This is a genomic window from Herbaspirillum sp. 1130 (genome assembly GCF_017833835.1).
Classification (GTDB): Bacteria; Pseudomonadota; Gammaproteobacteria; order Burkholderiales; family Burkholderiaceae_D; genus Herbaspirillum; species Herbaspirillum huttiense.
In genome coordinates, this window is the sequence record NZ_JAFICQ010000002.1 from 627,914 (window position 1) to 649,906 (window position 21,993).

The 21,993-nt window shown below is 60.7% G+C and carries 15 protein-coding genes and 1 tRNA gene; 7 read left to right on the forward strand and 9 right to left on the reverse strand.

Features of this window, described 5'->3' with window-relative positions; genetic code table 11:
- Positions 1–101: 101 nt before the first annotated feature.
- The 4 genes from JOD78_RS11670 to JOD78_RS11685 are packed head-to-tail and all read left to right on the forward strand — an operon-like array spanning position 102 to position 4,806.
- On the forward strand, positions 102–1,733 hold the full coding sequence (locus JOD78_RS11670; protein ID WP_209568002.1) for an ATP-binding protein: 1,632 nt from the start codon (positions 102–104) through the stop codon (positions 1,731–1,733).
- A complete protein-coding gene (locus JOD78_RS11675) occupies positions 1,717–2,559 on the forward strand; it encodes an HNH endonuclease (protein WP_209568001.1) in 843 nt (280 codons plus the stop codon). Before JOD78_RS11670 ends, JOD78_RS11675 begins: the two co-directional genes overlap by 17 nt.
- Positions 2,552–4,369 carry a DEAD/DEAH box helicase gene (locus JOD78_RS11680; protein WP_209567998.1) on the forward strand — a complete coding sequence of 606 codons (1,818 nt, stop codon included), beginning with the start codon at positions 2,552–2,554 and terminating at the stop codon, positions 4,367–4,369. The genes JOD78_RS11675 and JOD78_RS11680 overlap by 8 nt, the downstream gene beginning before the upstream one ends.
- Positions 4,366–4,806, forward strand: a complete 441-nt coding sequence (locus JOD78_RS11685) for an EcoRII N-terminal effector-binding domain-containing protein (protein ID WP_209567996.1) — start codon at positions 4,366–4,368, stop codon at positions 4,804–4,806. The genes JOD78_RS11680 and JOD78_RS11685 overlap by 4 nt, the downstream gene beginning before the upstream one ends.
- Positions 4,807–4,976: 170 nt before the next feature.
- On the opposite strand, the gene JOD78_RS11690 is transcribed toward JOD78_RS11685, so the two are convergent.
- The 5 genes from JOD78_RS11690 to JOD78_RS11710 form a co-directional block, all read right to left on the reverse strand.
- Positions 4,977–5,053, reverse strand: a tRNA-Met gene (locus tag JOD78_RS11690).
- Between the two features lie 93 nt (positions 5,054–5,146).
- On the reverse strand, positions 5,147–6,103 hold the full coding sequence (miaA, locus tag JOD78_RS11695; protein WP_209567995.1) for a tRNA (adenosine(37)-N6)-dimethylallyltransferase MiaA: 957 nt from the start codon (positions 6,101–6,103) through the stop codon (positions 5,147–5,149).
- Between the two features lie 10 nt (positions 6,104–6,113).
- Entirely contained in the window at positions 6,114–8,066 is a 1,953-nt protein-coding gene (gene mutL, locus JOD78_RS11700; protein WP_209567993.1) for a DNA mismatch repair endonuclease MutL, read from the reverse strand.
- A 144-nt stretch (positions 8,067–8,210) separates the two neighbouring features.
- Positions 8,211–10,184, reverse strand: a complete 1,974-nt coding sequence (locus JOD78_RS11705; protein WP_134135389.1) for a methyl-accepting chemotaxis protein — start codon at positions 10,182–10,184, stop codon at positions 8,211–8,213.
- 453 nt (positions 10,185–10,637) lie between these two features.
- The gene (locus JOD78_RS11710; RefSeq protein WP_209567991.1) at positions 10,638–13,655 is read right to left on the reverse strand and encodes an EAL domain-containing protein; all 3,018 of its coding nucleotides are present in this window, start codon (positions 13,653–13,655) and stop codon (positions 10,638–10,640) included.
- A 514-nt stretch (positions 13,656–14,169) separates the two neighbouring features.
- On the opposite strand from JOD78_RS11710, the gene JOD78_RS11715 reads away from it, so the two are divergent.
- Entirely contained in the window at positions 14,170–14,832 is a 663-nt protein-coding gene (locus tag JOD78_RS11715) for a VTT domain-containing protein (protein WP_209567989.1), read from the forward strand.
- A 98-nt stretch (positions 14,833–14,930) separates the two neighbouring features.
- Here JOD78_RS11715 and JOD78_RS11720 read toward each other — a convergent pair whose 3' ends face one another.
- Positions 14,931–16,292, reverse strand: a complete 1,362-nt coding sequence (locus JOD78_RS11720; protein ID WP_209567987.1) for an N-acetylmuramoyl-L-alanine amidase — start codon at positions 16,290–16,292, stop codon at positions 14,931–14,933.
- On the reverse strand, positions 16,256–16,741 hold the full coding sequence (tsaE, locus tag JOD78_RS11725; RefSeq protein ID WP_039790104.1) for a tRNA (adenosine(37)-N6)-threonylcarbamoyltransferase complex ATPase subunit type 1 TsaE: 486 nt from the start codon (positions 16,739–16,741) through the stop codon (positions 16,256–16,258). The genes JOD78_RS11720 and tsaE overlap by 37 nt, the downstream gene beginning before the upstream one ends.
- 67 nt (positions 16,742–16,808) lie before the next feature.
- Between tsaE and queG the strand changes: the two genes are divergently transcribed.
- Both queG and JOD78_RS11735 read left to right on the forward strand, forming a co-directional pair.
- On the forward strand, positions 16,809–17,993 hold the full coding sequence (gene queG / locus JOD78_RS11730; RefSeq protein WP_245202091.1) for a tRNA epoxyqueuosine(34) reductase QueG: 1,185 nt from the start codon (positions 16,809–16,811) through the stop codon (positions 17,991–17,993).
- A gap of 27 nt (positions 17,994–18,020) precedes the next feature.
- Positions 18,021–20,447: a penicillin acylase family protein gene (locus tag JOD78_RS11735; protein ID WP_209567985.1), complete on the forward strand. Its 2,427-nt coding sequence runs from the start codon at positions 18,021–18,023 to the stop codon at positions 20,445–20,447.
- A gap of 28 nt (positions 20,448–20,475) precedes the next feature.
- On the opposite strand, the gene JOD78_RS11740 is transcribed toward JOD78_RS11735, so the two are convergent.
- Both JOD78_RS11740 and JOD78_RS11745 read right to left on the reverse strand, forming a co-directional pair.
- Complete coding sequence (locus tag JOD78_RS11740) at positions 20,476–21,366, reverse strand: AEC family transporter (RefSeq protein WP_034334306.1); 891 nt, start codon at positions 21,364–21,366, stop codon at positions 20,476–20,478.
- Between the two features lie 4 nt (positions 21,367–21,370).
- Entirely contained in the window at positions 21,371–21,961 is a 591-nt protein-coding gene (locus JOD78_RS11745) for a response regulator (RefSeq protein WP_034334304.1), read from the reverse strand.
- Between the last annotated feature and the right edge of the window lie 32 nt (positions 21,962–21,993).

Consider the following 21,993-nt stretch of genomic DNA (forward strand, 5'->3'; position numbering starts at 1 on the left):
CTCTCAGACAAGTTCACTAATTTACGTGACAATAAGATAATAGGAGTTTTATGGGGCAACGTATTGCCTCCTTCCTTTTATCATCCCGGGGGACCTGTTGAATGAACGATGATCTTGTCAATGAACCTGATGCTAAGCGGCTGATTTTTGGTCTGCGCGATACCGGTTATAACGTTAGAACAGCCGCGGCAGATATTGTCGATAACTCAATCGCGGCTGGGGCTGACCAGATAAATCTGGATATTGTATTGCGACCTGATGGGCGAAAAATTGTCTATTTTGGTGACAATGGCCGGGGGATGGATGCTGACGGTGTATGGCGCGCTATGAGGTACGGAGCACCAGAACGAGACAATCCAGAAAGCTTAGGGAAATTCGGTCTTGGACTAAAAACAGCTTCCAGCTCGGTATGTCTCAAGTACACACTTGTTTCAAGAAAAAACGAAGGCGATGAGCTTGCCAAGCTCGCTTGGGACTTGGAACACGTTGCTACCAAAGAGCGCTGGGAAATGCTTCATGAGCCTGTCACAGAAGATGAGCGTGAAACGTTTGACGAGTTGTGCGGAGCGAAAGGTACTTTGGTTATATGGGAAAACTGCGATCGTATTTTGACTAAGGATTATGAGCCTGGCGGCGCTCAAGAGAAGGCAGCGATCAACAGGCTCGCCGAAAATTTGGCGAAGCACTTCTCGCTTGTGTTTCATCGGTTTTTGGATAAAGGCGATAAACGTGAGTCAGATATCAGCATTTTTATAAATGGGGTGCCTGTTGAGCCATGGAACCCTTTTTATCCGGCTCGTTCGGAGCAAGTTTTGGCAGAGCAAAAGCAAGTCTTAGAAATCGAGCTGCCAGATGGATCGACGGATCTGGCTCGAATAAAGGCTTGGATACTTCCGCACCGTAGCGACATGACCAAGGATGAGGAGAAGGCCTACGCACGTATCTCAAATCGAGCACAGGGCTTTTACGTCTATCGTGAGGGGCGATTGATTCAAGACGGTGGTTGGATGGACGTGTTTGGGGTTCCGGAGCCCCACTACTCTCTGCTGCGTATCGAATTCGATTTTGGGCACAAGCTGGATGATGCATTTCGGATTGATGTGAAGAAGTCGAGGATTCTATTCCATCCGGAACTCGCTGATGTACTAAACGAGTTGCTGCAGCCCATTTATCGGGAAGCCGGGCATCGTTACCGCAGGAAAAACCGCGAGCAGGTCAATACGAAGTCTATTGATCATACTAGTGCGAACAAAAATATCGCAGACACTAGTGGTGCTGATGCTCCCCGGATAGATTCGGTTGATCCGAAGACACAGTCGGCAGTGGTATCCAATAATCTCGGGGCAAAAATTAAGATTAAGACCCCTGTTCAGAGTAATGTCAGCGAGGAGACAGTCTATGTCGAAGCGGTCGATAGCATTCGGACGGGGGAGCTTTGGCAGCCGGCTTTGCGAAGCGCTGGTGATAGTGGATATGTTCCGGGCGTCCTGCTTAATAAGCATCACGATTTTTATCTTAAGATATACAAGCGTGCCGCAGCAAATGGTTATGCTGTTGATGGAATGGACATACTGTTATGGGCCTTTGCGGTCGCCGAGCAAAATAATACCAACGCTGAACTAGAGCCGATTTTCGAAGATATTCGGTCCGAAATATCTAATAACCTCAGAAAGCTTTTACGGAATATTCCAGACGTGGAGCCTGGCGAAATTTCTGATGATGACGAAGCGTAATTTGATCGCGGATCGCCGCGATTTAATTCTCAAAGAGCTCTTAGAAGGGACGGGAGCAGAGTTCGCTGCAGCCGAAGTCGATGGGGGGCTTCGAAGAGGGCTGCGAGTCTGGTTTGCAGACTTGGACGAGCGGCATGGGCCAGTGGCTGAGTTGCGTCCGTACGGCTTGAAGGGGCATCAAATAAACTTATTCTTCGGGAATTTCTCTGGTGACGTTATTGCGCAGATTCTGAAAGCTGCGCCGGAAGACGTGCAGCTGGCACGCGCGTTGGTTTCGTCTATTCGTGCCGACATCGCCATTGAGATTCCGGGACAGTCCTTCGAGCAATGGAGTGTTTCTGACGGTTCATTTCGGATCCGGGCCACCATACGCGATCGGGAGCAGCCACACGATGACGCAGCTCTGGTGTCGACGTGTCATGAGGTAATTGTTCCCCTAATGGCTGCGATGGCTGAATTGATTGGATATGACGTCATTGAGGATCGTGACAATGCAGATGCGGCTGCTTTTGAGGGAGCGGTCCTCAAAACGGTGGTAAGACGGCGAGAGAGGAATCCTCGTAATCGCCTTCTCTGTCTCCGGATACATGGTGAGAAATGCATCGCTTGCGGATTGGAGCCGCGGAGGAAGTATCGCGAGGCAGGTGCAATAATCGAGGTCCATCATCTTGAACCTCTGTCGAATTTGCTTGAGCCGCGCCCATACGATCCCCGTATCGATCTGGTTCCACTTTGTCCGGCTTGTCATCGTGCGGTGCATACTCGCAAGCCGATCCCATACAGTCTTGAAGAGCTGGCAGAGATCATGGGGTCCTGCGATGTTTGATTCCATTAGCTTCCCGGAAGATTTCGACGAGCTATGTAAGAGCGTACCGACAGGATTTTCCATCTCAGCCCGTATTGTTGATCCGATAATTATTCTCGACAAAGACGGAAGAAATATCGTCGCGAAGATTGCTGGCACCCGTCTGCTGAGGGGAGAGCGGCAAGTTTATTTTGCGCCAAGTAATCGCCACTCATGGGTTCTCGACGGAACGACTATTCGTCCTCTGCCACGTGATGCAACTTCCATTTTTGCTGATATCTTCGATGGATTAGATCCGCAAAGTTTGCGTTATCCGGACGCCGTGCGATTGATGCGGCAGGCCCCGGTGGAGATCGAGGTTTTAGGAAGCGAGAATTTTCGTAAAGCAGGAAAGGTTGCGGCTGATGACTTTAGTGATACGAGTGATATACCAAATCTAAAAGCGAAGCTTTTTCCATATCAGGCTCGAGGAGTTCGTTGGATGTGGGAGACAATTTCACACACCGGCGGCTTGGTTCTTGCTGACGAAATGGGGCTTGGGAAAACTCTTCAGATCATAGCGTTGTTAATGATGGAGCCGCCTGAAAGCGCTTCGCCGGCGTTGATAATTTGCCCGACCAGTTTAATAGCAAATTGGCAGAGAGAGCTTCTCCGATTCGCTCCTGATTTGACAGTTGCTGTCCATCGTGGATCGGAAAGGACGGGGACTTATCGTGGGTTGCAGACTTCGAGCGTAGTAGTCACAACATACGACACGATGGTTAACGATATCGCGATATTTTCTTCGTTTGAATGGTCTTGGGTAATTTGCGACGAGGCTCAAGCAATCAAGAACCCTGACTCAGGTCGACGCAAAGCTGTTGCATGTATACCCCGTCTCCGTACCATTCCCATGACAGGCACTCCTGTTGAGAACGGCCTCCTTGATTTATGGTCTCTGGTCGATTTTGCTATTCCCGGTCTTCTGGGGAGCCGGCAGGAGTTTGAGTTGAATTATCCGGATAGCATGGAATCAGCTCGGATCATTGGCCAACTTTGTGATCCGATAATACTTAAACGTAGGGTGGTTGATGTTGCGGGAGATCTCCCGGATCGCATTGATGTTGATGTGCCTTTGGAGCTCGATAATGCACTCGTAGAGCACTACATGCAGGTAAGGGCCGAAACTATGGCTCGTTATCCCGTTGCTGGTGCGTTGGTTGCGACGCTTCAATTACAACTGGTGTGCGCGCATCCTTGGCTTCGCACATCGGTACAAAGTGATCCCGAAGGGGAGGATGCTGAGATTTCTCCTCTGAAAGAATTTCCTTTGATGAATTCAAAGATGGAGCGCGCAGTACAACTTATCCGTGAAGCGTTTGTAAACGGGAAAAAAGTTATTGTATTTTCTCTGTTCAACAAGATAGGGGACTTACTTTTTGAGGCTTGTAAAAGCGGCCTCGCTTATTGGGGCGCGATTAACGGTTCAACTGCGCAGTCACGTCGGCAAGAAATAATTGATGAGTTTGCTGCATATGACGGACCGGGATGTCTTGTTTTAAATCCTAAGGCGGCGGGCGCTGGTCTGAATATTACGGCTGCAACCGTGGTAATACACTTTACTCCTGTGTGGAATCCTGCTCTTGAATCTCAAGCGAGTGCTAGGGCTCATAGAAGGGGGCAGACCCAACCTGTGACTGTTTATCGCCTCTTCTACGTGGACACAGTGGAGTCTGTTATGGTTGAACGATCAATGTGGAAGAATGATCTTGCAAATGAAAGTATCCCTATTTCGATAAGGGATAAAGTTGACACTAAACGAGCTCTTGATATTTCACCCCAAAAAATATGACAAAGAAATCATTCAGTAAAATTTTAAGTGCCAACGACGTTGGAGCAACAGGTGGGCATCAAGGCGGGATTCTGATACCAAAATCCGAAGCTGAATTGCTGGAGTTTTTACCGTATCTTGACCCTGGTACTAAAAATCCCGACGCATGGATTTATTGCGTAGACGAGGCCGGAGAGAAGAGAAAATTTCGCTTTGTCTATTACAACAATAAGCTCCATGACCCTAAGGGCACGCGAAACGAATATCGCATTACCTATATGACAAAGTACTTTAGGGAAATGAGGGCGCGTGAGAATGACACGTTTGAGATATCACGCAGCGCTGGGCGAAGCGAATATTCGATACGCGTTGTTCGATCCCCAGACATCTTCGTGGAACATGGCTGCGGCGAAGTGGTGCGGATAAAACTGACAAAAACCTGGCGACGCATTCATTAAACTGCGAAACCGGGATGGAGAGGTTTGTTCCCTGCATCGAGCCGCCGGACAAAGGCGGGTCCTTAGCTGAGTCTAAAGTTGTGCAAACAAAAAACCCGCCCTTCTTTCGAAGAGGCGGGTTTTTCGGACGGCGCCGCATACGCATGATTGCACATGCAGCGACGGGTATCTGGTGGTGATAGGTGGACTTGAACCACCGACCCCAGCATTATGAGTGCTGTGCTCTAACCAGCTGAGCTATATCACCAGGAGGCAAGCCCGAGACTATAGAGGTCCAATCGCCTTCTGTCAATACTTTTTCCGCATTTCCCTCTTAATTTTATCCACAGGCGCCGGCAGCTCATCCGGCGCGGCGTTCCGCCAAGGCTTGCTGCACCCGCGCCAGCACCTCGGCGGTGGCCTCCGGGCGGTTGCAGTCGATGCTGATGCGCTCCGGCATCGAACGCAGCCAGGTCAGCTGGCGCTTGGCCAGCTGGCGCGTGGCGGCAATGCCTTTCTCGCGCAGGGCCGTGGCATCGATGCTGCCGTCCAGGTACTCCCACATCTGGCGATACCCCACACAACGCATCGACGGCAGCCCCAGATGCAGGTCGCCCCGCGCACGCAAAGCGGCGACTTCACGTTCCAGCGCGCCACCTCGCAGCATCAAATCAAAACGCAGCGCAATGCGCTCATGCAGCACCGCACGATCCGCCGGTTCCAGCGCCAGCGGCAGCATCTCGAACGGCAGCGGCTCAGGCGGCTTCTGCGACAGCAAGGACGACATCGGCTGCCCCGTCAGCAAGCTGATCTCCAGCGCACGCTGGATGCGCTGGCTGTCAGTCGGCTTCAGTCGCGCAGCCGTGACCGGGTCCAGCGTCGCCAGGCGCGCATGCATGGCCGGCATGCCGATCCGTGCCGCCTCCTCATCCAGTTGCGCACGCAATGCCGGATCGGCCTGCGGCAGCTCATCCAGCCCGTCGCGCAGCACCTTGAAATACAGCATCGTGCCGCCCACCAGCAAAGGCAGCTTGCCGCGCGATGCAATCTCCAGCGTGAGCCGCAGCGCATCCTGGCGGAACTGCATGGCCGAGTAAGCTTCGGTCGGGTCGATGATGTCGATCAGGTGGTGCGGCACGGCCGCCAGCTCTTCCGGGCTGGGCTTGGCGGTGCCGATATCCATCTCGCGATAGACCAGGGCCGAATCGACGGAAATGATTTCGCAGGGCAGGTGGCGGGCAATCTCCAGCGCAGCGGCAGTCTTGCCGGACGCAGTGGGGCCCATGATGGCCAGCGCCAGAGGCAGTTGCTGGGTCATCGCACGATCCTTACTGGCCACGCAGGAAGAGCTTGTCCAGATCCGACAGGCCCATCTGCGTCCAGGTCGGACGGCCGTGGTTGCACTGGTCGGAACGTTCGGTGGCTTCCATCTGGCGCAGCAGCGCATTCATCTCCGGCAGCGTCAGGCTGCGATTGGCACGCACCGCCGTATGGCAGGCCAGCGTACCGAGCAGTTCGTTGCGGCGCTCCAGCAAGACACGCGAACCGCCGTACTCGCGTACATCGCGCAGGACGTCGCGTGCCAGCGTCTGGGCGTCAGCGTTCTTCAGCAGCGCCGGGACGGCACGCACGGCCAGCGTGGTCGGGGACATCACGGCAATGTCGAAGCCCAGGGCCGACAGCGTTTCCTGATGTTCTTCCACCGTGCCCACTTCCACCGGATCGGCATAGAAGGTGACCGGAATCAGCAGCGGCTGCACGAACATCTCGTTGCCATCGAGCGCGGTCTTCAGTTGTTCGTAAAGGATGCGTTCATGTGCGGCATGCATGTCCACCACCACCAGGCCGGCCTGGTTCTGCGCCAGCACGTAGATGCCATGCAGTTGCGCCAGCGCGAAGCCGAGCGGGAAGTCGCCGTCCGGCAGGGGGGCGGCGGGCTGTGCAGCGGACTGGAAGGCTGCGCTGTTGAAGCCTGCCGCCGCATTGCCGCTGTCGCTCTGCCCGGCAGGCTCGCTGCGGAACATGTTGCCGTAGGCCGCGCGGTCCTGGCGTACGCCGAAGCCGCCGCTGCCCGGTCCGCCGTTGCCGGCAAAGGAGAACGGGCGCGGTTGTTCGGCGAACTGGGCGGAGAAGCTCTGCTGTTTCTGTTCGCGCATCCAGGGCAGCGGGGCATTCGGGCCACTGGCGGGAGCGGGCGCGCCCTCGGCGCTCTCGGTCTGTTGCTGCGGCAGATTGCCGAAGGATACGGCCGAGGTCTGCGCCAGCGCGCGCGAGACCGCGTGGAATACGAACTGGTGCACCGCACGGCTGTCGCGGAAACGCACTTCGATCTTGGACGGGTGCACGTTCACATCCACCAGCGCCGGGTCCAGCGTCAGCGACAGCGCATAGGCCGGGTAACGGTCGCCATGCAGCACATCTTGGTAGGCGGCGCGCACGGCGTGGGTGAGCAGCTTGTCACGGACGAAGCGGCCGTTGACGTAGAAATACTGGCCATCGGCGCGTGCCTTCGAGGCCGTCGGCAGGCCGACGAATCCATGCAGGCGCAAGGGGCCCGCGCTCTCGTCGAGCGGCAGGCGCGCGTTGGCGAATTCGTCGCCGAGGATGTGGGCGCTGCGCTTGGCGAATTCACCGACGTTCCAGTGATCGACCGTCTTGCCGTTATGCGACAGCGAAAAACTCACATCCGGACGCGCCAGCGCAATACGCCGCACGACCTCGGCGCAGTGGCCGTATTCGGTCTGTTCGGACTTGAGGAATTTGCGTCGCGCCGGGGTGTTGAAATACAGGTCCTGCACGTCGATGGTCGTGCCCTGTGCGCCTGAGGCCGGGGCCACGGTACCAAATTGGGAGCCAGTGATTTCCCATGCATGCGGGGCATCGGCGGTGCGGCTGGTTACCGTGAGCTGCGCCACCGAGGCAATCGAGGCCAGCGCCTCGCCCCGGAAGCCGAGCGTGGAGACATTCTCCAGATCGGTCAGCGACGCAATCTTGGAGGTGGCATGGCGCGCCAGTGCCAGCGGCAATTGCTCCGGTGGAATGCCGCGTCCGTTGTCGGTGATGGCGATGCGCTTGACGCCGCCTTGCTCCAGGCGCACGGTGATTTGCGTGGAGCCGGCATCGAGCGCGTTCTCCAGCAATTCCTTGACCACGGCGGAAGGACGTTCGATCACCTCGCCAGCAGCAATCTGCGAGATCAGCTGATCGGGCAGGGCCTGGATGGGGCGGTGAGACGGGGCGGCAGCCGGTTCGGAAGCGGGGGAGGAGTGCGGTGCGTTCATGGCGGGATTATACCTGCCGACGCCAGGGGCCGGATGTGACGAAGCCGCCCGGGGGCGGCTTCTTGGGAGCTGATGCGATCAGGGTTTTCTGCAGGGCAATCCGCGGATCGCCGCGCAGAAAATCATGCAAACGATATAAACGATTTACACACGGAAGGTGCTCACTGCGGCAGCCAGGCGCTCGGCCTGCTGCTGCAGCGATTGCGCGGCGGCTGCGGCCTGCTCCACCAGCGCTGCATTCTGCTGGGTGCTCTCATCCATTTGCGCGATGGCACGGTTGATCTGGTCGATGCCTTCGCTCTGCTCGCGGCTGGCGGTGGTGATCTCGCTGATGACGGTGGAGACGCGCTGCACGCTGGCCACCACGTCATTCATGGTGTTGCCGGCCTGGGAGACCAGCTGGCCGCCACCGGCCACGGTCTGCACCGAGGCGTCGATCAGTTCCTTGATTTCCTTGGCGGCCGAGGCGCTGCGCTGGGCCAGCGTGCGCACTTCGGTGGCGACCACGGCGAAGCCGCGTCCCTGCTCACCGGCGCGGGCCGCTTCCACCGCCGCGTTCAGGGCCAGGATGTTGGTCTGGAAGGCGATGCCATCGATCACGCTGATGATGTCGACGATGCGTTGCGAGGAGCTGTTGATGGCATCCATGGTCTGCACCACCTGACCCACGACGTCGCCGCCGTGGCTGGCCACTTCCGAAGCGGAACCGGCCAGTTCATCGGCTTGAACCGCGTTGGCGGCATTCTGCTTCACGGTCGAGGTCAGCTCTTCCATGGCCGAGGCGGTTTCTTCCAGGGCACCCGCTTGCTGCTCGGTACGCGAGGACAGATTGAGGTTGCCGGCGGCGATCTCGCTGGCGGCGGTGTTGATTTCCTCAGTCCCGGCACGCACGCTGGAGACCACTTCCGACAGGCCCATGCTGATACCGTTGAAGGCGCCCATCAGGCGGCCGATCTCGTCGCTGCTGTGCACGTGCAGGCGGGTGGTGAGGTCGCCGCCGGCGATGCGGTCGGCGGCATTGCACACCGCATCGAGCGGACGGGTGATCATGCGGTTGATCATCACCGTCAGGATCGCGCCGAGCACCGCCAGGAACAGCAGGCCCAGGCCGATGTAGAGATTGCGCATGGAATTGACTTCGCGCGTGATCTCATCGACTGCTGCTTCACCGACGATGACCCAGTTCCACGGGGCATAGTGAGTGAAGACCGCGATTTTCTGGCGGCCATCGCTGCCGGTGTAGCGCAGCTGGCCTTCCTTCTGCTGCACCAGGGTCTTGATGTAGGTGTCGCCGCCGGCATCCTTGGCCTCGATCAGGTTGCCGCCTTCTTCCTTGCCTTCGCGCGGGGCACCGGCAATCATCACGCCCTGGTCCTTGCCTTCGCGGCCATTGAGCGCGTAGAAGTTGCCGGTCTCGGCGATCTTGAGCGACTTGATCTGGTCCTTCAGCGCCTTCACGTCGGCCGAGATGTCGATGCCCACGTAGAGCGCCGCGATGATCTGGCCAGCGTCATTCTTGAAGGGCACATACTTGGTGATGTACTGCTTGCCGAACAGAGTGGCCAGGCCGCTGTAGCTCTTGTCGGACTTCAGGGCGGCATAGCCGGGATGGGCGCGGTCAAGCAGGGTGCCGACGGCGCGTTCGCCGTTTTCTTTCTTGACGGAAGTTGACACGCGCACGAAGTCATCGCCGGTCTTGGCGAAGATGGTGGCGGTCACGCCGGTGTGGGCAGTGAAGCGGTCGGGGATGGAGAAATCCAGGTTCAGTTCGCGGCCATCATTGGACAGCACCGGCGTGGCGCGGTCGCCAATCTGCACGGTGCGGCTTTCGTCCAGGGTGAGCTTGCCGAATTCCTTGTCGAACATGGTGGAGAAGCGGTCCACCTGGCTGTTCACCGAGCGGTCGAAGATGCCCACCATGTTGGCCACGCCGCGCGCGTCGTTGCCCATCTGTTCGATGGAGCGCGATTCCACCATGCGTGAAGCGGAGTAAGTGATCAGCATCAGTGCGATCACGAAGACGATGCCCACCAGGGCTACCGTCATGGCAGTCAGTTTTGCACCGACCGAGCGATGAAACAGAGATGCGCCGCGCGCATCAGACATTGCATTAGCCATGGCTGTTGTTGTTCTTGAAGTCAAAGGGTGTGGAAAAACAAATACCGAACCAAAACCATCCGAGGACCGATGGCGATCGCTGACTACGCGCTCATCTCGCCATCGTTTGCCCTCCTTCTTTCCGTCTTCCGGAAGGTCCTGCAACACAGTGCCTGCGCACCGATGACAGCTTGGCCGGAGGAGCGGCATGCTGCATCAGATTGCCGAAACGGCAATGCAACGCGGTCACTCACGTCAGGGGCCTTCCTTGCAGGGAGGCCCAACGTTCATGCTGAAATCACGGTACTTGCGGGGAAGCGAGTCAGTATATCGTCAGCATTTTGCGCTGCATCAAAATACTTCGAATGTTTGCGCCCACATGTAACTGTGCTGTTGTTTTTCCGGCGAGAAAGTGCCTTTTTTGCATGGAACTTTCGATTGTTCTTGCCTGCTTGTATTTACTTCTCTCCAAGTTCAGCCGCGCGGTCCTGTCGCCCCCGGCGGAGCGGCATTCTCGCCACGGTAATCCCGCACCCAGCTTTCGAGCTGATCGGCCGACATCGGCCGCGAAAAATAATAGCCCTGCGCCACGTCACAGCCCTGGCTGATCAGCAGCCGGTACTGGTCGGCATCTTCCACACCTTCGGCCACCACGGTCAATTTGAGGCTTTCGCCGATGCGGATGACCGCATTGGTCAGGGCGCTCACCGCCGCGTCCTTGGCCATGTCGCGCACGAAGCTCTGGTCCAGCTTGAGTTCGGAGACTGGCAGCTTGCGCAGGTAGCCGAGGCTGGAATAACCGGTGCCGAAGTCATCCATGGCCAGCGGAATGCCCAGTGCATGCACGGCGGCGATGGTCTGGTTGGTGCTGGGGTTGGTATCCATCAGCACGGTCTCGGTAATTTCCAGCGTGAGGTCGGTCGGTGCCAGGCTGTAGCGGCGCAGCAGGCCAGTGAGAAATTGCGGCAGGTCGAGATCGTGGAAATTGGTGGCCGACAGGTTCACCGAAACCGACGGCACCTGGATCCCGCGCCGCCGCCAGTCAGCCAGCTGGAAGCAGGCCTCTTCCAGCGCCCACTTGCCCAGTTCGCCGATCAGGCCGCATTCCTCGGCAATCGGGATGAAGCGGCCCGGCGAGATCTGCCCCAGTTGCGGATCGTGCCAGCGGGCCAGCGCTTCCACGCCGTGCAGGCTGAGGTCGTGCAGGTTGATCTGCGGCTGGAAGTGCAGCTCGAAGCTGCCGCCGCGCAAGGCATCCCGCAGCGCGCCTTCCAGCACCAGGCGTTCCTGGGCGAGGCTGTTCATCTCCTCGCTGAAGAAGCTGAAACGTCCCCGGTTCACGGCCTTGGCCTGGTACATGGCGATGTCGGCGCGATGCAGCAGGGTCTCGATGTCGTGGCCGTTGTCGGGGAAGATCGCCACGCCGATGCTGGCCGAGGGGTTGAGCGGCGTGCCGTTGATGTGGCAGGGCATGGCCAGCCGTTCCTGGATGCGCTTGACCACTTCGGTCAGGTGGTCGGTGTCGTATTGGGTCAGCACCACCACGAACTCGTCGCCGGAAAGACGGCCGACGATGTCCGAGCGGCGCGCCTGTGATTGCAGCCGCGTGGCCACCGTGCGCAGCAGTTCATCGCCGGCCTGGTGGCCCAGCGAATCGTTGACCTGCTTGAAGCGATCAAGGTCGATGAACATCACCGCCACCATACTGCGGTTGCGCTCGGCTGCCGCGATCGCCTGCCCGGCCTGTACCAGCAGCAGGCTGCGGTTGGGCAGCCCGGTCAGCGAATCATAGAACGCCAGCTGGTGGATGCGCGCCCGCGAAGCTTCGCGTTCGATGGCCAGCGCGCACAGATGCAGGCCGGCATCCACCAGCAGGTGGTGGAAGGCGCTCGGCGCGCGCGGCTGGCGATAGTAGAAACCGAAAGTGCCGATGACCTTGCCATCGGCCGACTTGATCGGGGTCGACCAGCAGGCCTGCAGGCCGTGGCTCAAGGCGATTTCCTTGTAGTCGGCCCAATGCGGATCGGTGGCGATCTCTTCCGAGATCACGCTCTCGCCGGTATAGGCGGCGCTGCCGCAGGAGCCCACCAGCGGACCGATCTGGATGCCCTCGATGGCGCGTGTGTAGGCTTCCGGCAGGCTGGGCGCGGCCAGGGTATGCAGGCGGCCCTGTTCATCCACGCGCAGCACCGAGGCGATCACCTCGGGCGCGACGCGCTCGACTTCCTCGCACAGCAGGTTCATCTGCTCGGCCAGCGAGGAATCGCGGGCCATGGCGTTGAGGACGCGGTACTGCAGGACTTCATGGACCTTGGTATTGGTGATGTCGGTCATCACGCAAACCGCATTGATGAGCTTGCCCTGCACGTCGAGGATGGGATTGACCACCGCCGAGATCCAGACCGGCTGTTCGTGCAGGTCGTGGATCAGTTCCTCGGTGTGGAAGCTGTGTCCCTGCAGCAGCTCGCCATGGCAGCGCTCGATCGACTTGACGAAACTCGGGTGATTGGCAAACAGCTCGCGCGGCAGCTTGCCGATGGTCTGCTGGCTCTGGAAGCCCAGCATGCGGGTGAACCCGGTGTTGTGGAAGACGATGCGGTTCTGCTCGTCGGTGATGAGCACGGCATTGTCGGTTTCGTTGATGCCCAGCGAGAGCAGGTGCAGGTGTTCGCGGTCGCTCTTTTCGCGGGTGACGCGGTAGGTGACGTCGTTGCCGATGCAGATCACGCGCTCGGCCCGGCCTTGCGGATCGAGCAGGGGCGAGTAGGTGGCTTCCCACCAGATCGTGCGGCCACTGCGCGTGCGGCGCGGGAAGCGGCCGGAGAAGAAGCGGCCACTGCAGACGTCGCGCCAGAAGATCGCGTATTCCTCGCTGTCGGCATAGCCGGGCGGACACAGCACGCTGTGCGGCTGGCCGATCAGGTCGTCGGCCAGGTATTCCATGGTTTTGAGGTAGTTGCGGTTGGCCGCCAGGATCACGCCCTGGGGCGAGAGTTCGACCACGCCCAGCGAGCGGTTCAGGGCGCTCAGCACATTGTTGCCGTGATGCGAATCGTCGATGTGCGAACTGATGTCGGCCGCCACCGAGATCACCTTGCGCAGCTGGCCGCTGCCATCCAGGATCGGGCTGCACAGGGCTTCCAGCCAGACGATGGTGCCGTCGATTCTGCGCCGCTGCAGCGTACCGGCGATCACCTCGCCCTGGCGCAGGTGTTGCCAGAAGCGTTGGTAATCCTCGGTCTCGACAGAGAGCGGGTCACACAGCATGCGGTGATGCTGGCCCACCACTTCATGCCGCTGGTAGCCCAGCATGCCGAGGAATTTGTCATTGGCATCGAGGATGCTGCCATCGGCAGCGAATTCGAGAATGGCCATGGAACGCCAGAGCGCGCCCAGCAGCGCCTCGCGTTCCTCCTCGCGCAGGCGCTGATGATCCCCCTGCGGCTGCGACGGATGATCGAACTGGCCCACGAATGACTCCTGGCTCCCCATACAGCGCCCCCTCTGGCCGGTATTGACGCCCGTGCGTCTTGCCTCATGCAGTGCGGAGTTGCGATTGCCCGGGTTCCCCGTTTTCCCCCGGTGGCTTCCATTTGCCCGTCCGTCAGCGCCGTCCCGTCTGCCTCACCGCCAGCGACCGCGCCGCGGAAAGGCGCAGAACATGCTCGATGATGCATATTCGGCACATCAAAACTGAACGAATCTGACTTTGATCATATGCCAAATCCTTCCGGTTGTGCGTGCGGGCAGCGGCCTCGCCGGGCCGCCACACAACGCTCTGCGAGCTTGTGTGAGGATCTTCTTGCGGCAAGTTTCCTCAAGGATTTTATCGGCCGGTATCGGGGCTTCTTGAGTTGCGGCGGGGTGAGTGTTGTATGATGCCTGCGCAGGTGCGCGAGATCGCTTTGCCTGTGCGATAGGTCCCGACGGAGTTGCAGAAGGGAAATATCCGGCCGCGCGGCGATGGGGAGCCCCGGCCTTGATGAATCACCAAAGATTGGGCTTTATGGATTATCTGCAGTGGCTGGACGTGCTGGTGCACGTGGACAAATATCTGGGCGTCCTGATCGAGCAGTACGGCCCGCTCATTTATGCGGTGTTGTTCCTGATTGTCTTCTGTGAAACCGGGCTGGTGGTCCTGCCCTTCCTGCCGGGGGATTCGCTGCTGTTCATCGCCGGTACCTTCTGTGCGCTGGGGGCCATGGACATCTGGCTGCTGATGGGCCTGCTGATCGCCGCCGCGGTGGCCGGTAACACGCTCAATTACTGGATCGGCGGCTGGGTCGGGCAACGCGTCTATACCCACAACTACCGCTGGCTCAACCCCGACGCCCTGCGCAAGACCCACAGCTTCTACGAGAAACACGGTGGCAAGACCATCGTGATCGCCCGTTTTACCCCCATCGTGCGCACCTTTGCGCCCTTCATCGCCGGCGTCTCGGCCATGAGCTTTGCGCGCTTCCAGCTGTTCAACGTGCTGGGTGCCTTCCTGTGGGTGGTCAGCCTGGTGGTGCTGGGCTACCTGTTCGGCAATATTCCGGTGGTGCGGGAGAACCTCAATACCCTGGTCCTGATCGGCCTGGTCGGTGCCGTCATCCCCATCGTGCTGGGGGCGCTGTGGCAGCTGTGGCGCAAATTGCGCGGCAAGCGCAAGGTCAGCAACGCCTGAGCGCCGCGTCCCCGGTGCACCGACGCCGCACCCGACAAAAAACCCGGTCTGCCAGAGCAGGACCGGGTTTTTTGTTGTCTGCCGCCTGAAACGCTACTTCAGGTCAGCCGGTTCTTGGCCAGCGGCGGGTTCTTGGCGAAGTAGTTGCGGATGCCGGTGAGGATGGCATCGGCCATTTGCTCCTGATAGCGCTCGTCGGTGAGCTTGGCTTCTTCTTCCGGGTTGGAGATGAAGGCGGTCTCGATCAGGATGCTGGGAATGTCCGGTGCCTTCAGCACGGCAAAGCCGGCCTGTTCCACCGCGCCCTTGTGCAGCTTGTTGATGCCGCCGATTTCCTTCAGCACCGCATTGCCCACGCGCAGGCTGTCGTTGATCTGCGCCGTGGTCGACAGGTCCAGCAGCACGCTGGCCAGCTGGCGGTCATGGGTCTTGATGTTGACCCCGCCGATCAGGTCGGCCGAGTTTTCCTTGTTGGCCAGCCAGCGTGCGGCGGTGGAGCTGGCGCCCTTTTCCGACAGGGCGAACACGGAAGAGCCGCGCGCCGTCGGCTGCACGAAGGCATCCGCATGGATCGACACGAACAGGTCGGCCTGCACCTTGCGCGCCTTGACCACGCGCTGGCCCAGGGGCACGAAGAAATCGGCGTCGCGAGTCAGCATGACGCGCATGTTGGGGTATTGCTCGATCTTGCGTTTGAGGCGCTTGGCGATGGACAGCACCACGTCCTTCTCGCGGTTGCCGCGCGCGCCGGTAGCACCCGGGTCTTCGCCACCGTGGCCGGGATCCAGCGCGATGGTGATCATGCGGGTCAGCTGCATGCGCGGCTCGTCCGGCACCACCTTGGGGTTGCGCTCGGACTTGTCTTCCGGCTGCGGCTTGATCTCGGCCAGCGGGGCCGGATCGGGTTTGGGCGGTGCGGTCGGTGCCTGCGCCAGCGGCGGGGTGGCCGGGCTTTCCTTGTTCCACTCGCCCTTCTGGATGAGGGCGGCGATCGGATCGGGCGGCGCGGCCGGGTACAGGTCGATGACGAAGCGGTATTTGTATTCGCCCACCGGGGCCAGGGTGAAGACCTGCGGCTTGATCTCGTCCTTCAGGTCGAACACCAGGCGCACCACGCTGGGCCGGTTCTGGCCCACGCGTACCTGCTTGATGTAGGGGTCGTTGGGCTGGATCTTGGCGACCAGGTCCTTCAGGGTGCTGTTGAGGTCGATGCCCTCGATGTCCACCACCAGGCGCTCCGGGTTCTTGACCACGAAGTGGGTGACCTTGAGGTCGCTGTCGTTTTCCAGCGTGACGCGGGTGTAGTCCTCGGACGGCCAGACACGCACGGCCAGGATCTGCGAAGCCAGAGCGGGCAGGGGAGTGACGACGGAGACGAACAGGGCGCCGCCGGCTTTGAGGATGGTGCGGCGGGTTTTGGACTTCACAGGTTGGGAGCGAATTTCAGTCGAGCGAGGCATTGATGACCCTTGTCGGACAACGCACGCAATTCTACATCACGACCGTCCCCTGCAAGCGACAGGTTGACGTGTATGTCCGGTGGCGGCAACACCGGATCGCCCTTTTCAGGCCATTCGACGATACAGACGGAGTTTTCGTTGAAATGTTCACGAAAACCGGCATCGAGAAATTCTTCCGGGCTGGCCATGCGGTACAGATCGAAGTGGATGACTGTTACCATGCGGCCTGCGAAGGAAACTTCATAAGGCTCCGCCAGCGTGTAGGTCGGGCTCTTGACCCGCCCCTGGTAGCCCGCCGCGTGCAGCAGGGCGCGCGTGAGCGCGGTCTTGCCGGCCCCGAGGTCGCCGTGCAGGTAGATCGCCAGGCCCGGCGCCAGCACCTGGGCCAGGTCGGCCCCGAGGCGGGCGGTGGCCGCTTCGTCGGGCAGGTGGAGGTGGAGTCGCTGCATGCTCATGCTGTTCTGGGTCATCCGGGATGGTTCGTTACAAGGTTCTAGTCTGAAGGTTCAAGCGCTCATGTCCATTCACCCCACGCCCGCCGATCCGATCGGGAGCACTGCCATCGCCGATCCCGCCGGCCTGGCGGCGCTGGCGGCCGCCATCAAGGCCTGGGGCCGGGAGCTGGGGTTTGCCGAGGTGCGCATCGCCGATGTCGACCTGTCGCACCGCGAGGCGGGCTTCCAGGCCTGGCTGGACAAGGGTTATCACGGCGAGATGGATTATATGGCAAGCCACGGCCTGAAACGGGCACGGCCGGCCGAACTGGTGCCGGGCACGGTGCGCGTGGTGAGCGTGCGCATGCCCTACCTGCCGCCCGCCGCCGATCCGGATCAGCCCGAGCAACCTGACTGGCGTGCCCGCGAAGAGGCGCGCAGCGCCGATCCGGCGGCCGCCCAGGTCTCGATCTACGCACGCGGCCGCGATTACCACAAGGTCCTGCGCGCCCGCCTGCAGCAGCTGGCCACCCGCATCGAGGGCCGCATCGGTTCCTTCGGCTACCGCGTCTTCACCGATTCGGCCCCGGTCATGGAAGTGGCCCTGGCCGAGAAGGCCGGATTGGGCTGGCGCGGCAAGCATACGCTGCTGCTGCATCGGGAGGCCGGCTCGATGTTCTTCCTGGGCGAGATGCTGACCGACCTGCCGCTGCCGGTGGATGAACCGGTCACCTCGCACTGCGGCCAGTGCAGCGCCTGCATCACGGCCTGCCCGACTGGGGCCATCGTGGCCCCCTATGAACTGGATGCGCGGCGCTGCATTTCCTATCTCACCATCGAACTCAAGGGCAGCATCCCCGAAGACCTGCGCCCGCTGATCGGCAACCGTATCTATGGCTGCGACGATTGCCAGCTTTACTGCCCATGGAACAAGTTCGCCCAGCGTGCCAGCCTGCCGGACTTCGATCCGCGCCATGGCCTCGACCGGGCGAGCCTGGTCGAGCTGTTCGGCTGGAGTGAAGAGGTCTTCCTGAAGAACACCGAAGGCAGCGCGATCCGCCGCATCGGCCACGAACGCTGGCTGCGCAACCTGGCCGTCGGGCTGGGCAATGCGGCCGATGCACCCTCGCACCGTGGCGATGCGGAGATCGTGGCGGCTTTGCGGGCGCGCCTGGATCATCCGTCAGCGCTGGTAGCCGAGCATGTAGCCTGGGCGCTGGCCCGTCATGGAGTCCATGGAGTCGCAGGAGCAGATGGAGTAGAGTGACCCCTCCCAATAAGGAGGAGACACCCCATGCCCAGACTGAATCGTGCCGTCCTGCTGGCCAGCGCGCTGGCTGCGAGCCTGCCGCTGGCGGCCAGTGCCCAGCCCGCATCGACCGAAAAGATCGCCATCCCCGGCCTGCAGCAACGCGCCGAGATCCTCATCGACCGCTGGGGCGTGCCCCACATCTATGCCGCCAGCGAGCGCGATGCCTTCTTCATGCAGGGTTTCAATGCCGCGCGTGACCGCCTGTTCCAGATCGACCTGTGGCGTCGGCGCGGGCTGGGCCAGCTTTCCGAAGTGTTCGGTCCCGCTTATCTGCCTCAGGACCGTGCGACCCGGCTGTTCCTCTACCGTGGCGACATGCGGCGTGAATGGGCCGCCTATGGTCCCGGTGCGGAAAGCGTGGCGGAGGCGTTCGTGGAAGGCATCAATGCGTATATCGATTACGTCTCCCTGCATCAGGAAAAACTGCCTTACGAATTCCGCCAGCTGGGCTATCTGCCGGCCAAGTGGCAGGCAGAGGATGTGGTGCGCATCCGCAGCCACGGCCTCACGCGCAACCTGCAAAGCGAAGTGGCGCGCGCCAAGGTGGCGTGCGCGGCCGATCTGAAATCCGATGAAATCCGCTCCGGCCTGACTCCGCCCTGGACCGCCGGGATGCCCGAGGGCCTGGACCCTTGCCTGCCCAAGGACCTGCTGCAGGTCTTCACGCTGGCCACGCAGGGCGTGCGGATTACCAGGGAGAGCCTGAACGCCGCCACCACTGCAGGCGACCCCCAGCTGGTGCGCATCGAGCCGGCCGTCAATCCGGAAGAGACCATGGAGGGCAGCAACAACTGGGTCATCGCCCCGTCGAAATCGGCCACCGGCCGCGCCATCATGGCCAACGATCCGCATCGCGCCTATTCGGCCCCGTCGCTGCGCTACATCGCCCACCTGAGCGCACCGGACATGAACGTGATCGGGGCCGGCGAACCGGCCTTGCCGGGCATCTCCATCGGCCACAACGGCAGCATCGCCTTCGGGTTGACCATCTTCAACATCGACCAGGAAGACCTCTACGTCTACCAGCTCAATCCCGACAATCCGCAGCAATACCGCTATCAGGGGCAGTGGGAATCGATGCGCGTATTGCATGAACCGGTGCGCATCAAGAACGGCGCACCCGCCGTGGCCGATCTGAGTTTCACGCGCCATGGTCCGGTGATCTACGTCGATCAGGCCAAACACCTGGCCTACGCGGTACGGTCGGGCTGGCTGGAGCCGGGCATGTCGCCTTACTTCGGCAGCATCGCCTACATGCGCACGCGCAATTTCAAGGACTTCAAGCAATCCATGCTGAACTGGGGCGCGCCGACCGAGAACCAGGTGTATGCCGACACCAAAGGCAACATCGGCTGGGTGCCGGGCGGGCTGGCACCGAAGCGGCCCAACTGGGACGGGCTGCTACCGGTGCCGGGTGACGGGCGATATGAATGGTCCGGCTTCTGGCGCGGCGACCAGTTGCCCTCGTCCTACAATCCGGCGCAGGGCTGGTTTGCCTCGGCCAACCAGATGAATCTTCCTGCCGATTATCCCTACCGCGAGCGCAAGCTCGGATTCGAGTGGACCAACAATTCGCGCTTTACCCGCATCAGCGAAGTGCTGGCCAGCCTGCCCAAGGTCTCGCTGCAGGATTCCATGCGGCTGCAGAACGATGACCTGGCCATCCCCGCACGCCGCCTGGCCGCCTTGCTCAAGCCCTTGTCCTCCGGTGACGCCAACACCCGCGCTGCGCTGGCCATGCTGGGCCAGTGGGATTACGTCGAACGCAGCGAATCCGCGCAGCCGGCGCTGTACGAAGTCTGGCTCTCGCGCCATCTGGGCAAGGCCTTCAAGGAAGCCGTGCTGCCCAAGGCGGCCGCCGATGCGATGGGGGCGCCGGATACGGCAGTGCTGCTCGATACGCTGGAAAACCCGGTACCCGCCTTCGGCGCCGATGCTGCGCAGGCGCGCGTCCGGCGCGATCAGGTGCTGCTCGCCAGCCTCGGTGCTGCCTGGGCCGAACTGGCCAAGCTGCAAGGCGCGGATCCGTCGCAATGGCAATGGGGCAAGCTGCACCACAACCTGATGGCGCATCCGCTGGCCGATGTGGTGGATGAGGCGACCCGCAAGAAGCTCAACGTCGGACCCATGCCCAAGCATGGCGGGGCCTATTCGCCCAATCAGTCGACTTATCGCGTCAATGATTTTCGCCAGACCAACGGGCCTTCCTTCCGCGTGGTGGTGGATGTAGGCCGCTGGGACAATTCCTGGGCCGTCAATGCGCCGGGCCAGTCGGGCGACCCCGACAGCCCGCACTATCGCGATCTGGCAGACAAGTGGTTGAAGGGCGAGTATTTCCCGCTGCTGTATTCACGCGGGGCCATCGAGAAAGTCACCGAGCACCGCATCGTGGTGCAGCCGGTGCGCTAGACAGCAGGGCTGGCCTGGTGCGGCAGGATCAATGCACCAGCGCCAGCCAGACCGGAATGCTCAATGCCGAGAGCAGCGTCCCGAACGAAATGAGGAAGGCCGTGAAGGGCCCGTTGCCGCCCATGCGCGCGGCGAGGATGTAGGCGCTGGAGGCGGTGGGCAGGCTGCAGAACAGCACCACGATGCGCCACTGCAGCGGTGGCAGCTGCAGCAGCATGCCGATCAGGTAAGCGGCCAGCGGCACCGCAACCAGCTTGATGACGATGAACCAGGCCACTACCGGCTTGCTTTCTTTCAAGCCCGACAGCCGCAGTCCGGCCCCGACCATCAGCAGGCCCAACGCAATGGAAGCCGCGCCCAGCCGCGAGAGCACCACACTGGCCACTTCCGGCAAATGCAGCCCTAGTGCAGAAAACGTCAACCCGCCAGCAGTCGCCACCAGCAAGGGATTGCGGGCCAGCTCGCGCAGCAGGTTGCTGTTTTTTGCCGCCAGCGCATGGACGGCTGCGATATTGCAGAGGGGCACGCCAAAACCAAGAAGGATGGCCATCAGGCCCGCGCCTTCTTCGCCCGCCATGCGGGTGGCCAGTGCCAGCGCGATATAGGAATTGAAGCGAAAGGCGCATTGCATGCCCGACTCGTAGGTCATGGGCGTGGCGCGCAGGAAGGGTTTGCCCAGCCAGGTCAGCGCGATGCCCACCAGCAGCGCCGCAACGCCCGTCTGCACCATGCCGCCGGTGACCGAGAGATCAACCTTCAGGCGCGCCGTCGAATAAAACAGCAGCGCAGGGAAGAGGATGAAATAGACCAGCTTCTCCATGCCGGCCCAGAATTCTTCGCCCCAGTTGGAAATGCGATGGATCAGCAGGCCCAGTGCAATGAGGCTGAAGTCCGGCAGCAGGAGGTTGAGGATCTCCACGTGCTTACTTCAGCAGGCGTGCCAGCTCGACGGCAGTCTTGACGTTCATCTTGTCGAAGATGTGGGCGCGATGAACTTCCACGGTGCGCATGCTGATGCCCAGTTCATCGGCAATGACCTTGTTCATCTTGCCGGCCAGGATCAGGTCCAGCACTTCGCGCTCGCGCGCGGACAGCGCGGCCAGGCGGCTCTGCACGGCATCCTCGGCACCGCCGGCGCGCGAACTTTCCAGCGCTTCCAGCACGCGGTCCATCAACTGGTTGTCGTTGAAGGGCTTTTCGAAGAAATCGAAGGCACCGTTCTTGAGCATGTCCACCGCCATCGGCACATCGCCGTGGCCGGTGAGGAAGATCACCGGACGCCGGTGCAGCAGGCCCTTGGTCTTGAGTTCATTGAACAGCGCCACGCCGCTGGTGCCGGGCATGCGCACGTCCAGCAGCAGGCATTCGCCCTCGGCGTCGATGCCGCTGGCATGGGCCAGTGCACCCAGCACGGCGGCACCGCTTTCATAGCCGATGGCGGCGATATTGCGCGAGCGCGCCAGCCAGGTCAGCGAATCGCGGATGATTTCTTCGTCGTCGACTATGTGCAGCATCGGTATGCGGGGCGGGAATCCAGTGTGGGAGG